Source organism: Bifidobacterium simiiventris, assembly GCF_019331715.1.
GTDB classification, from domain to species: Bacteria; Actinomycetota; Actinomycetes; order Actinomycetales; family Bifidobacteriaceae; genus Bifidobacterium; species Bifidobacterium simiiventris.
On sequence record NZ_JAHBBG010000002.1, the window covers coordinates 296,556 to 309,215 of the forward strand.

At 62.1% G+C, this 12,660-nt stretch carries 11 protein-coding genes and 2 tRNA genes; 10 read left to right on the forward strand and 3 right to left on the reverse strand.

What is annotated here, in order from left to right; genetic code table 11:
• Positions 1–117: 117 nt before the first annotated feature.
• The 5 genes from KIH76_RS03690 to glgX all read left to right on the forward strand — a co-directional run bounded on the left by KIH76_RS03690 (position 118) and on the right by glgX (position 7,604).
• The gene (locus tag KIH76_RS03690) at positions 118–915 is read left to right on the forward strand and encodes an ANTAR domain-containing response regulator (protein ID WP_214373357.1); all 798 of its coding nucleotides are present in this window, start codon (positions 118–120) and stop codon (positions 913–915) included.
• Positions 908–3,709 (forward strand): DNA polymerase I, encoded by a 2,802-nt coding sequence (polA, locus tag KIH76_RS03695; RefSeq protein WP_219069350.1) that lies wholly within the window; start codon positions 908–910, stop codon positions 3,707–3,709. Before KIH76_RS03690 ends, polA begins: the two co-directional genes overlap by 8 nt.
• Positions 3,710–3,795: 86 nt before the next feature.
• Complete coding sequence (locus KIH76_RS03700) at positions 3,796–4,689, forward strand: Nif3-like dinuclear metal center hexameric protein (protein ID WP_214373359.1); 894 nt, start codon at positions 3,796–3,798, stop codon at positions 4,687–4,689.
• Between the two features lie 95 nt (positions 4,690–4,784).
• Positions 4,785–5,372: an NUDIX hydrolase gene (locus KIH76_RS03705; RefSeq protein WP_214373360.1), complete on the forward strand. Its 588-nt coding sequence runs from the start codon at positions 4,785–4,787 to the stop codon at positions 5,370–5,372.
• Positions 5,373–5,456: 84 nt separating this feature from the next.
• Positions 5,457–7,604, forward strand: coding sequence for a glycogen debranching protein GlgX (gene glgX / locus KIH76_RS03710; protein WP_214373361.1), 2,148 nt, complete (start codon positions 5,457–5,459; stop codon positions 7,602–7,604).
• 18 nt (positions 7,605–7,622) lie between these two features.
• Here glgX and KIH76_RS03715 read toward each other — a convergent pair whose 3' ends face one another.
• Positions 7,623–8,843, reverse strand: coding sequence for an ABC transporter permease (locus tag KIH76_RS03715; RefSeq protein ID WP_214373455.1), 1,221 nt, complete (start codon positions 8,841–8,843; stop codon positions 7,623–7,625).
• Between the two features lie 212 nt (positions 8,844–9,055).
• Here KIH76_RS03715 and KIH76_RS03720 point away from each other — a divergent pair.
• Positions 9,056–9,129: transfer RNA gene (locus KIH76_RS03720), tRNA-Pro, on the forward strand.
• Positions 9,130–9,537: 408 nt separating this feature from the next.
• Here KIH76_RS03720 and KIH76_RS03725 read toward each other — a convergent pair.
• Positions 9,538–10,017, reverse strand: coding sequence for a GNAT family N-acetyltransferase (locus KIH76_RS03725; RefSeq protein ID WP_236036801.1), 480 nt, complete (start codon positions 10,015–10,017; stop codon positions 9,538–9,540).
• Positions 10,014–10,247, reverse strand: a complete 234-nt coding sequence (locus KIH76_RS03730) for a type II toxin-antitoxin system TacA family antitoxin (RefSeq protein WP_236036802.1) — start codon at positions 10,245–10,247, stop codon at positions 10,014–10,016. Before KIH76_RS03730 ends, KIH76_RS03725 begins: the two co-directional genes overlap by 4 nt.
• Positions 10,248–10,889: 642 nt before the next feature.
• On the opposite strand from KIH76_RS03730, the gene KIH76_RS03735 reads away from it, so the two are divergent.
• The 4 genes from KIH76_RS03735 to KIH76_RS11530 all read left to right on the forward strand — a co-directional run bounded on the left by KIH76_RS03735 (position 10,890) and on the right by KIH76_RS11530 (position 12,612).
• Positions 10,890–10,977, forward strand: a tRNA-Leu gene (locus tag KIH76_RS03735).
• Positions 10,978–11,076: 99 nt separating this feature from the next.
• Positions 11,077–11,466, forward strand: coding sequence for a DUF1304 domain-containing protein (locus KIH76_RS03740; RefSeq protein WP_214373458.1), 390 nt, complete (start codon positions 11,077–11,079; stop codon positions 11,464–11,466).
• 70 nt (positions 11,467–11,536) lie between these two features.
• On the forward strand, positions 11,537–12,031 hold the full coding sequence (locus KIH76_RS11525; RefSeq protein WP_236036803.1) for a GNAT family N-acetyltransferase: 495 nt from the start codon (positions 11,537–11,539) through the stop codon (positions 12,029–12,031).
• Positions 12,028–12,612 carry a P-loop NTPase family protein gene (locus KIH76_RS11530; RefSeq protein WP_236036804.1) on the forward strand — a complete coding sequence of 195 codons (585 nt, stop codon included), beginning with the start codon at positions 12,028–12,030 and terminating at the stop codon, positions 12,610–12,612. Before KIH76_RS11525 ends, KIH76_RS11530 begins: the two co-directional genes overlap by 4 nt.
• The last annotated feature ends 48 nt before the right edge of the window (positions 12,613–12,660 follow it).

A 12,660-nucleotide genomic window follows, 5' to 3' on the forward strand; every position in this document is an offset into this window, starting at 1 on the left:
GATTTGAGCGATAACGGAAGACAGTGTCGGCCGCATCGCAAAGACGCAGGATAATTGTTGTAAGGCCGGGCGTCGATTCATGAGGAGCAGCCTGGCACTTCGATGAAAGAGGTTGGCATGGTTGCACGGAACAAGACCTCGGAAACGCCGGAATCGTTGGGTGCGGTGTTGACGGATGACGAACTGAAGGCGGCCGCGCAGGCCGAGGATACCACTACGACTCAGGACGACGCCGAGCAGACGGCGGACGAGAACCGCCAGCGCACGGTCGTCGTCGCCGAAGACGAATCCGTCAACCGTATGGATCTGGTCGCCATGCTCGAGGACAACGGCTACAAAGTCGTCGGCGAGGCCGCCAACGGCGAGGAAGCAGTCGAACTGACCCGCAAGTTCCGTCCGGACGTCGTGTGCATGGACGTCAAGATGCCGCGCATGGACGGCATCGCCGCCGCCGGTGTGATCTGCGACGAGAACATCGCCCCGGTCGTCATGCTCACCGCATTCTCCCAGCCCGATCTGGTCCGTCAGGCCACTGGTGCCGGCGCCATGGCGTATGTGACCAAGCCGTATGAGGAGTCCAAGCTGCTGCCGGCCCTCGAGGTCGCGATGGGCCGTTTCGCCGAGATCAACGACCTGCTCGACACCGTCGAGCGCGGCGAGAACAAGCTCAAGAGCGCCCAGGAAGAGCTCAAGAAGATGGAGGCCCAGCTCAAGAAGGCCGAGGACACGCTGGAGGAGCGCAAGCTCGTCGACCGCGCCAAGGGTCTGCTCATGGACAAGGCCGACTTCTCCGAGCAGGGCGCCTTCCGCTGGATCCAGAAGACGTCGATGGACCAGCGCATCCCGAAGAAGCGTCTGGCCATGGCCATCATCGCCAAGTACGGCGATCCCAAGCCGGAAAGCAACAATGACTGAGGCGACGCAAGCCTCTGTCGAAACGCGCGGAACACTGCTGGTCGTTGACGGCCATTCGCTAGCGTTCCGCGCGTTTTTCGCTCTACCCGTCGAGAATTTCAGCACACAGGCCGGTCAGGCCACCAATGCCGTGTGGGGATTCGCGACCATGCTCTCCCAAGTCCTCGACGCGGAGAAGCCCGATCATCTCGCCGTCGCGTTCGACGTCAAGGGCGGCACGTTCCGCAACCAGATGCTCCCGCAATACAAGGGCACGCGCGACGCCGCCCCTGAGGAACTGCTCACGCAGCTGCCGCTCATACAGAAGATGCTCACCGCGCTCGGCGTCACCTACATCGAAAAGCCGGGCTATGAAGGCGACGACGTGATCGGCACGCTCGCCACGATGGGTGCCGACGCGGGATATCATACGCTGGTGCTGTCCGGAGACCGTGACGCCTTCCAGCTCATCAGCGACCGCATCACCGTACTGTATCCGGGCCATCATTTCAAGGATCTCAAGCACATGACCCCCGAGGCCGTCGAGGAGAAATACCATGTGCGTCCCGACCAATACCCCGATCTGGCGGCGTTGCGCGGCGAGACGGCCGACAACATCCCCGGCGTGCCGGGTGTGGGAGACGGGTTCGCCGCCAAATGGATCAACCAGTACGGCGGCCTCGACGGCATCATCGAACACGCCGACGAGATCAAGGGCAAGAAGGGCGAGGCCCTGCGCGAGAGCATCGACCAGGTGCGGCTCAACCGCAAGGTCAACGCTCTTGTGCGCGACCTCGACCTCGGCGTGGGACTCGACGATCTCACGTTCGGCAACGTGAATGCCAAAGCGCTTGACGATCTGTTCAAGGATCTCGAATTCGGCGTACGCACGCGCAGCCGCATGGTCAAATCGTTCAGCGGGCACGCACTGCCATCGGCTGCAACGGACGGCAGTGATGCACCGGCCGAAGAACCGGCTTCGCTGCAATTGCCCGAAGCGACCATCATCGCGGATGCGCCGATGCTGCAACAGTGGGCGCATGATCACGAATCCGACATCGCACAGCCCGTCCTGCACCACGCCGGCGGGTCATGGGCGCTGCTCGCGCAGGGAGACTCCAAGCCCGGGAGCGCCTCGCTCGGTCATGTCGTTATCGCCGCAGGCCATCAGGCAGCCGTTCTGGCAGCGCCGTTCGACCGGTCCACCGCCGATGCCTTACGCCGACTGATCGCCGACCATCACGATACGATGATCGTCCACGGGTACAAGGAGCATCTGCACCTGCTCGGCTCGGCCGGCATCGATCTGCCGTTGCCGGCATTCGACACGAAGCTCGCCGGCTATCTCGTGCACCCCGACTTTCATGCGGACACGCTCGAACAGGCTGCGGCGCACTTCCTCGACCTGCATATCGAGGAACAGCAGCCGGCGGCGGAACAAGGACTGCTCGATCTGGGGGAGGAACCGGCCTCCGGCTCCGACGACCAGACACAATCCATCCTCACCCATGTCGCCATCGTGCAGGCGCTTGCCGCCGCGCTGGCTCCCATGCTTGCCGAACGAGAACAGTCCAAGCTGCTGACGACCATCGAACTGCCGGTGTCTCGCGTGCTGTACGGCATGGAGGATGCCGGCGCAAGCGTCGACATGCAGCGGCTTGTCACCATGCGCGACCAGTTCGCCGCCGATGCGCGTCAGGCGCAGGAAACCGCATGGGATTGCGCGGGCAGCCGTGTGAACCTGCAAAGTCCCAAGCAATTGCAGAAGGTGTTGTTCGAGGACATGGGCCTCAAAGGCACCAAACGCACCAAATCCGGCACCTACACGACCAGCGCGTCCGTATTGCAGGACCTGTACGTCAAATACGTGGACGACGAGCGTGCCAGCGGTTTCCTCGGCGCGTTGTTGCGGCATCGCGAGACGAACAAGCTCAAGCAGATCGTGCAGACGCTCATCGACGCGACCAATCCGCGAGACGGGCGCATCCACACCACGTTCGAACAGACCGTGGCCGCGACCGGTCGCCTGAGCTCGGTCGACCCGAACCTGCAGAACATTCCGAACCGCAACGACGCCGGCCGCGAGATCCGCTCCGCGTTCGTGCCCGGCGACGGGTACGTGTCGCTGCTCAGCTGTGACTATTCGCAAGTCGAGCTGCGCATCATGGCCGACCGTTCCGGCGACGAGGCGCTCATCGAGGCGTTCCGCTCGGGCACCGACTTCCACCGCTATGTCGCGTCGCTCGTCTACGGCGTGCCGGTCGACCAGATCACCTCCGACCAGCGTAGTCACGTCAAGGCGATGAGCTACGGCCTCGCCTATGGCCTGAGCACGTACGGTCTCGCCCAGCAGCTCAAGATTCGCCCGGGCCATGCCGAGGAGTTGAAGCAGAAGTACTTCGCCACATTCGGCAAGGTGCACGAGTATCTGGAGTCGCTCGTCGCCGACGCGCGCGCCAACGGCTACACGGAGACGATGTTCGGCCGCCGCCGCTACTTCCCCGGGCTGTTGTCCACGAACCGCACCGTGCGTGAAGCGGCCGAACGTGCCGCGCTCAACGCGCCGATCCAGGGTTCGGCAGCCGACATCATGAAGATCGCGATGATCCGCGCCGACCAGGCGTTGCGCGACGCCGGCGTGAAAAGCCGCATCATCCTGCAGATCCACGACGAACTCGTCGCCGAGATCGCGCCCGGTGAGGCCGAACAGGTGACTGCGCTCGTCTCCGACGCGATGGAGCACGCCGTCGACCTGTCCGTGCCGCTGGACGTATCCACCGGCATCGGCGATGACTGGCAGCTCGCCGCGCACTGATCCGCATGTCCGCCGTCGTTTTCGCACCGAAGACGACGGCGGACAACCATATTGTCGTAATTGCATGCAATCGTAAGGAGGACTGGATGCCCACGCTCAAACAGATCGTCGATGTACTCGAAACGCTGTATCCGCTGCGGTATGCGGAAAGCTGGGATGAGCCGGGACTGATCGTCGGAGATCCGTCCGCGCCCGTGACGCGTATCATGTTCGCCGCCGACCCGACCATGGCTGTGGTCGATGCTGCGATCGAACGCGGCGTCGACCTGTTGGTGACTCATCACCCGCTGCTGTTCCGTTCCGTGCATCAGGTGTCCGGACTCGGCGCACGCGGCGACATCGTGCGCAGACTGTACCAGTCCGGCTGCGCGCTATGGGTCGGTCATACCAATGCCGATTCGGCGTACCGTGGCGTCGGTCAGGCCGCCGCTGACCTGTTCGGACTGGTCGACCAGCATCCGCTCGTGCCGATCCGGGACGACGAGGCCGCGTCGGCCGGGCACGAGGTCGGGCTTGGCCGTGTTGGCCGGCTCGCCCAACCGATGACGTTCGAGGCGTTCGCCCGCCGCGTCGCCGACATACTGCCACACACCGAACTCGGCGTCACCGCAAGCGGGCCGCTCGACCAGATGATCGCAACCGTGGCCGTGCTGCCCGGTTCCGGCGATTCACTGTTCGACGAGGTGCGCGCCAGCGGGTCCGACGTGTACGTGACCAGCGATCTGCGTCACCATCCAGCCACTGACGCGATCGAACAGGCCCGATACGAGGCCACGATGCGCACGCAAGGCATCCGCGTCGGCCTTGGTGACGAACGCATCCGCCCGCTGCTCGTCAACACGCCGCACTCCGCCATCGAATCGTTGTGGTTCCACTATGCGATTGAGGATGTGCCGAACGCGGTCGAACAGGCGACTGGCCAGCGGCCGGACGTCGAATGGCTGCGCATGAACACTGATCCGTGGACGCTGCGACTGTAGCGCACGGATCCGCGCGGTACGTGAACGGCCGGCCGTACGGCGTCACACGGCATCGCACGGTGCCATACGGCATCACAAGGAAAGGCATCAAGTCAATGCACGACATCATCGATATGAACGCGCCGGTCGAGGTGCGCTCGCGCGAAACCGTCTACCGTGGCGCGATCTTCACCGTCGAGGACATGACCATCGCCCTGCGCCGGCGCGACGGCGGCACCGTCGACATCCGACGGCAGGTATTGCGCCACGCGCCCTGCGTCGTCATGCTCGTCCACGACACGACCACCGACCGCTATCTGGTCGAACGCGAATACCGCGTCGGCTCCGACCGGTTCGCATACGGCATTCCCGCCGGACTCATGGACGCGGGGGAGGACCCGACAACCGCCGCGCTGCGCGAACTCGCCGAGGAAACCGGCGTCGTGCCGGACGGCGAGAACGGCGTCACCATCGACCATGTCGGCGACTACTACTCGTCCGAAGGCATGACCGACGAACTCGCGCACATTATGGTCATGCACCTGAACCGCTACACGACGACGGCGCGCCATCTCGACGCCGACGAACACGTCGACACCGCGTGGGTCGGCTGGAACGAACTGCTCGCCCTGCCGGTCACCGCATCCAACTCGATCATCGCGATCCAGCACGAACGCATCCGTCGCATCCTGAACGCATCATGAACAGGCCGTGATCGTTCCATTCACATCCAGCAAGACCACACGCAAGTGTCGGCAAACTTCACGGTGAGGTGAGATACTGTACCTATGCAGATCAGACCAGGTTTGATGTACCCGCTCGGCGCCAGCTACGACGGCGCCGGCGTGAATTTCGCACTGTTCTCCCAAGTCGCCAGCAAAGTCGAGTTGTGTCTGTTCGATGACGACGACAACGAGACGCGTATCGAGATGACCGAGCAGAACTCGTACGTGTGGCACAACTACATTCCCGGACTCCAGCCCGGCCAACGCTACGGCTACCGCGTCTACGGGCCGTACGATCCGAATCAGGGTCTGCGATGCAACCCGAGCAAGCTGCTGCTCGACCCGTACGCCAAAGCCATCGAAGGCAACATCGACGGCGACGAAAGCCTGTTCTCCTACTGGTTCGACTCGCCCGGCGACGTCACCAAACGCAACGACCTCGACTCGGCCGGCCACACGATGAAATCCGTCGTCGTCAACCCGTACTTCGACTGGAGCAACGACCAGCATCCGCACATCCCGTACCACGACTCGGTCATCTACGAGACGCACGTGCGGGGTTTGACGAACCTCAACAAAGACGTGCCGCCGGACATCCGCGGCACCTACGCCGGCCTCGCATACCCGACCGTCATCGAATACCTCAAGAAGCTCGGCGTGACCGCCATCGAACTCATGCCGATCCACCAGTTCGTCAACGATTCGTTCCTGCAGGAAAAGGGTCTGTCGAACTACTGGGGATACAACACGATCGGCTTCTTCGCCCCGCACAACGCGTACTCGTCCTCCGGCGAACGCGGCCAGCAGGTCAACGAGTTCAAGTCGATGGTCAAGGCCTACCACCGCGCCGGCATGGAGGTCATCCTCGACGTGGTCTACAACCACACCGCCGAAGGCAACCACATGGGCCCGACCCTGAGCTTCAAGGGCATCGACAACCAGGCGTACTACCGTCTCGTCGACAACGACCAGCGGCACTACTTCGACACCACCGGCACCGGCAACTCGCTACTCATGCGCTCGCCGCACGCGCTGCGTCTCATCACCGACTCGCTGCGCTACTGGGTGTCCGAAATGCACGTCGACGGCTTCCGATTCGATCTGGCCGCCACGCTCGCCCGCCAGTTCCAGGAGGTCGATAAGCTGTCCGCGTTCTTCGACATCGTCGAACAGGACCCGATCATCAGCCGCGTCAAGCTCATCGCCGAACCGTGGGATCTCGGCTCGGGCGGCTATCAGGTCGGCGGCTTCCCGTCCAGCTGGTCCGAATGGAACGGCCGTTACCGCGACTGCGTGCGCGACTTCTGGCGCTCGCAGCCGTCCACGTTGCCCGAGTTCGCGTCGCGCCTCATGGGCAGCTCCGACCTGTACCAGATGAACGGACGCCGACCGGTCGCATCCGTGAACTTCATCACCGCGCACGACGGCTTCACCATGAACGACCTCGTCAGCTACAACGAGAAGCACAACGAGGCCAACGGCGAAGGCAACCGCGACGGCGAATCCAACAACCGTTCGTGGAACTGCGGCGTGGAAGGCCCGACCACGATCCCGGACGTGCTCGACCTGCGCGAGCGGCAGATGCGCAACATGTTCGCCACGCTGCTCGTCAGCCAGGGCATCCCGATGATCTGCGGCGGCGACGAGGTGGCGCGTACCCAGCAGGGCAACAACAACGCGTACTGCCAGGACAACGAGATCTCGTGGACAAACTGGGATCTGAACGATTCGCAGAAGGATCTGTTCGAGTTCGTCTCGAAGCTCATCCATCTGCGTCTCGAGCACCCGGTGCTGCACCGTCGTCGTTTCTTCTCCGGCCGCGAGCAGGGGGATTCTCCCGACAAGCTGCCGCAGGTCGAATGGTTCGACCACACCGGTTCGATCATGGACATGGAGGACTGGCAGAACACGCACGCGTTCTCGGTGATGATCTACCTCAACGGCTCGAACATCCCCGAAATGGACTACTACGGCAACCAGCTCGTCGACAATGACTTCATCCTTATCTTCAACGCGCACTACGAGCCGATCATGTTCACGCTGCCCGACGAGAAGTACGGGCGCAAGTGGCAGCTCATCGTGGACACGCACAACCCGAAGGGGCCGGAGCTGAGCTATGAGGCCGGGTTCGTGATCACCGCGCAGTCGCGCAGCTTCCTGCTCTTGAAGAGCGCGAAGGATCCGCGCAAGCAGCAGAACCACTTGTTCTGAGTGTGAAGTTCGCGCACGTCAGCGATCCGCAGCCAGTCGAGATTCGATCTTCTCGGCTGGCTGTTTCGTATTGGTCGCATGGGCGACCGCCTGCGCGTCCGCCACGCCGTTGGCCGCCGCCGACGCCGCGATGTCGAGCCGGTCGGCCTGCACGCGTACCAGCTGCATCTGCACACGGTCGGCCTCGATCGCCGCGATCTGACGAGAAAACACGATGAACCAGCCAAGGAAGAACGCGCATGCCAGCGCCTCGAGATTCGTGAGCGTATCGTAGCCGCGCAGCATGTAGATGCCGAACCCAGCGCAGATCGCGATCGCCAGATCGGAGATCGCGTACATCGCCTTCGGCATGCGCGGCGCCAGCCACGGCAGCGCGAGCAGCAGCACGCCCATGATGAGCGGCAGACCCTTCGCACACACGTTGTGCATGATGTAGTGCGGCGTGTAGCGGAACACGCCGATGCCGACGAACGCGAGTCCGGAGACGGTCAGCAGCAGCGAGAGGATCGCGATGCGCACCTTGAAATGCTTGATCTCGGGATGGTCGACCTCGTCGCCGTACTGTTCGTGCCACAGCCGCTCGAGCCGCTGCGTGGTGATCAGTTCGGACACGGCGAAGTAGCTGACGATGATGATGCACGTGCCGGCGAGGATGAGCGTCGCGTTGAACATAGTCGCCGCGAACGTGGTGCGGTCGCCGAGTTGCGAGAAGTTGTTGTGATACCAGTACGGGTCGTCGGTGGTCAATCCTGCGGTGCTGACTCCCGAGATCACGAAGAACGGCAGCAGCGAGGCGAGCGTCTTCGCGTTCATGAGTTCGGCCTGTACGAACGTCATGTAGCCGGCCACGCCCGCGAATCCGGCGCAGGCGGCCGGCATGTAGCCGGCGAGCAAGTGCATGCCCATCACCGTGTTCACGACGCTGAACAGGGCGAACGAGGACAGGAAGATCGTGGCCGCGTACACGACCGACAGTGCGAGGATCTCGAAGATGCGGCGGATCGGCACCCACCAGCCGTGCTTGAGCGTGAACGAACGCGAGTTGCTCGCATAGCCGATCACGAACGAGATCACACCGCATGCCGCGATGATGGCCGCCGCCACGCTGAACCGGCGTTGCGTCACCTGCCAGATCGCGGGGGCGAGGTCAAGATACAGTTTCATGCCGAAGAACGCGACGATCGCGCAGATCAGGAACGACACCAATCCCAACGTCTCCGCCCGCTGATGCCGTCCCATCGGTGAACCTCCCTGCCGTGTTCGCGCCGTATTGCGCTCCGACCTCATTGTAGTAGGGGAGCGGATGGCGCGGCATATGCCGTTTTGTGGCAGGGTGCGATCGCATGGTGCGATCGCATGGCCGAACGTGGGCGTGTCAGTCACGTCCACGCGTCCGGTACAATGGGTGATTGTCGTTTTCGCGTGGGCATGATTGTGCGTGACGACGGCATCGGGGCGTAGCGCAGCTTGGTAGCGCGCCTGCTTTGGGAGCAGGATGTCGCAGGTTCGAATCCTGTCGCCCCGACAAGAATGGCGGAATTTCAAGGGTTTTGGTGTCCTTGAGATTCGGGTCTCTGTCGATCGGGTACTAATCGGGTACATTGCTGGGGTTGTTTTCCCTTATTCCAGAGGAACGACGATCTGCTGTTCGACCCATTGGTCGAGGTCTCGTCGTCGGTATCGGATCAGGCGTCCGATCTTTGCGTACGGGAGTTCCCGTCGTTGCTGCTTTTGATCCATCGGATACTGATACATCAGCGTGTTTCTTCCTGTCATGTGACGAGACCTTCTCGTCGCGTCACACCTATGCGGCGAACGACGGGCGGAGACACGAAGACCCGCCCATGGCAATGAGCGGGTCTTCGTCGTATCGTTTACGGGTCGGTGTGGCGCGGGTCTCCGATTGCCGTTGGAGCGGCGTCTCACGTTGTCGTCATCGATTGGATAGGGGTATGAACATCATCTTCGACCGGTCGATGTGCCTGAATCCGTAATGCTCGTAGAAGCGGGTCGCCTGTTCCGTGGCGGGTTCCACCATGAGCGCCCGCGCTCCCACGATTTCCGCGGCGTTCATCGAACGGATGATGGCGTCGCGGAGCAGTTGTCCTCCGATGTGCTGCGTCTGGTAGCGTATGTCCACTCCGAGCATGCCGAGCAGAATGACCGGGATCGGGTCGGGGGTGTTGCGTTTCAGCCATCCGGAGGATTCGCCATGGCTGACGCTGTAGGCGCTGAGCGTATAGAAGCCGACGAGCGCATCGTCTGTGAAGACGCCGTACGCCACTGCGGTATGCTGTCGGGATGATTTGAGCAGGTGCCTGGCAAGCCAGTCGTTGATCAGAGGAAGACCGCAGTCGAATCCGTCGATATGGTCTTCCTGTCGTATGCGGCGTGGTCTTGAGATGTCGTTCATTGCCAGATGGGTTTCCTGCCGATCAGTTCCAGCGTCTGTTCGGGCATGGGGCCGTCCAGCGCGGATGCGAAGGATTCCCACGCCTCGTCGTCCAGTTGGATGGTGTGCGAGGACCTTATGTCCCGCTCGGCCGCATCCAATAGGTTCGACAGCGCCCACTGGGATGAGGATAGTCCTTTGTATTCGGCCGCCTGATCGATCCGGTCTCGCTGATCCTGTGTCAGCCGCATTTCGAAACGGCTGCTTTTCGTTGTATTTGCACTCACCATGCCATTTATTGTACGGCAAATGTACGACCGTTGGCCGTTCGTGGCCAAAGACATCGTCACGCCCTCTTTCCGGTGTAGTGCTCTATTGGCCCCCAAGGGTAGCCTCCTGTTGGAGTGAATCCCCTCAAATGCGGGACGGTCATATTGGACGAAGGCCGGTCGTCCGATGTTCATGGATGACCGGCCTTCCGATCTTTGAATTGATTAACCCCGAAATCCTCTCTGTCGCCGGTTCGGTTGCAGGGGACGACGGTGCCGGGTTTGCCGTCGGTGCCGCCTGGCACACACGTTGTCGTTGGTGTCCGCGTCGCTGGAGTTCCACCAGTTGGTGCCTACCTCATGCTCCTGCTGAGCTGGCTGTTGTATCGTCTGCTGCTGCGTGGTGTTTTGGGGTGTCGTCGGCTGGTCGGTCTGCTGCTGTGGGGGTGACCGTCGTCTGCGGGGTTGTGTTCGTGTGCGGATTTGGGATCAAGCCATTATTGCGACTGCATCGTGGGATGTTTACTGTATCGGAGGAGGATTGCCGCGCTATGTGCGTGTCGCGATTTGACGGAATCGCGATTGGCCTATACAGTACCTATCTGTTGTCTGAACAACGCACTCGTCCGGGTGGCGGAATGGTAGACGCGCTAGCTTGAGGTGCTAGTGCCTATTTTATACAGGCGTGTGGGTTCAAGTCCCATCTCGGACACGAGCGAAACCCCCGTGGAAACACGGGGTTTTCTTGTATCTGTCGCTGATCGCGGCGGCATATGCCGTCATATGCTTGCCTGATAAGGAGGGACCTCACATGCTCGTTGCGTCATGCGTGTTCGCGATGCTTGCCGGTCTGCTTCACGTGCTGATCTTCGTACTGGAATCGTTCCGGTGGACAGATCCGAAGACGATGCAGACGTTCTCCATCGACTCGGTCGAAGAGGCCGAAGCGACGAAGGAGATGGCCTACAATCAGGGATTCTACAATCTGTTCCTTGGCATCATGGCCTTGGCCGGTGCCGTGACCGTCCTGGCCGGGCATCATACCGTCGGCATCACGCTGATGGCGACGGGCACGCTGTCCATGGCGCTCGCCGCCGTGGTGCTGTTCGCGGGCAGCCCCGACAAGTGCGGGGCGGCCGTCAAGCAGTTCGCATTCCCCGCGCTCGCGCTGGCGTTCCTGCTGATCTCCGTCGTCCTGTAAGAGGCTTGCATCGCGTCGCACTGGCGACTGTTCGCGATCGACCGGCGTAGACAATCGCAAGGTGAATCATATGGAGCATCCAATACCGTTGCGTATCCGCGCATACCGACCGGATGATGCCGCCGCGACGATGGATGTGTTCCGCCGCGCCGTCACCGAGACCGCGTCGCGTGACTACGACGACGAGCAAGTTCGCACGTGGGCCGGCAATACGGGAACATCGACGCAGTGGGATGCGCGGCGGTCGGCCGTACACACGTGGGTCGCTGAGACGACGGATCGCCGGCCATTGATCGTGGGCTTCATCGATATCGACGACGACGGCTATATCGACATGCTGTTCGTTGATCCCGCGGTCGCGCGTCGCGGCGTCGCCTCGCGACTGTTCGACCAGGCGGAACAGTATGCGGCGGCCAACGATATCGCTCGGCTCTCCGTCCACGCCAGCATCACCGCGCGGCCGTTCTTCCGCCGTCACGGGTTCCGCACGGTCGAAACACGTCACCCGCGCATCGGCGAGGTGACGTTCGTCAACTATCTCATGATCAAACCGATGCCGGTATGATCGATGCCATGCGCATTGCGATCATCGGATACAGCGGCAGCGGCAAATCGACGTTGGCGAGGAAGCTCGGCGAACGGTTGGCCATCCCGGTCATGTACCTTGACCAAGTACACTGGCTGCCCGGATGGAAAGAACGTGATGACGATGACGCTCGTGCCGTCGTCGCCACGTTCATGAACGATCACGAATCGTGGGTCATCGAAGGCAACTATACGAATCTGCTGTATGACGAACGCATGACGCAAGCCGACGTCATCATCGTCATGCTGTTCGGCCGATTCCGATGCTTCGCGCGGGCCGTTCGCCGCTGGCTGCGCTACCGCGGCGCCAGTCGACCGGACATGACGCCAGGCTGTCCGGAGAAGATCGATGCCGAATTCGCATGGTGGCTGCTCATCAAGGGACGCAATGCCGCCCGCCGGCAACGATTCGTCGACACGGCGCATGCGCATCCCGACACGGCGATCATCGTACGCAATCCCGCGCAACTTGCACGTATACGCCGATATCGGATGATCCGCAGGAACAACCGGCAGACGGATGCAGTGACGGCTGCGCGACCGTATCGGAATCACCGCTGATGTCGGTGTCCGTCATGCAATGGGCGTATTGCCGGTATGCGGCAAACG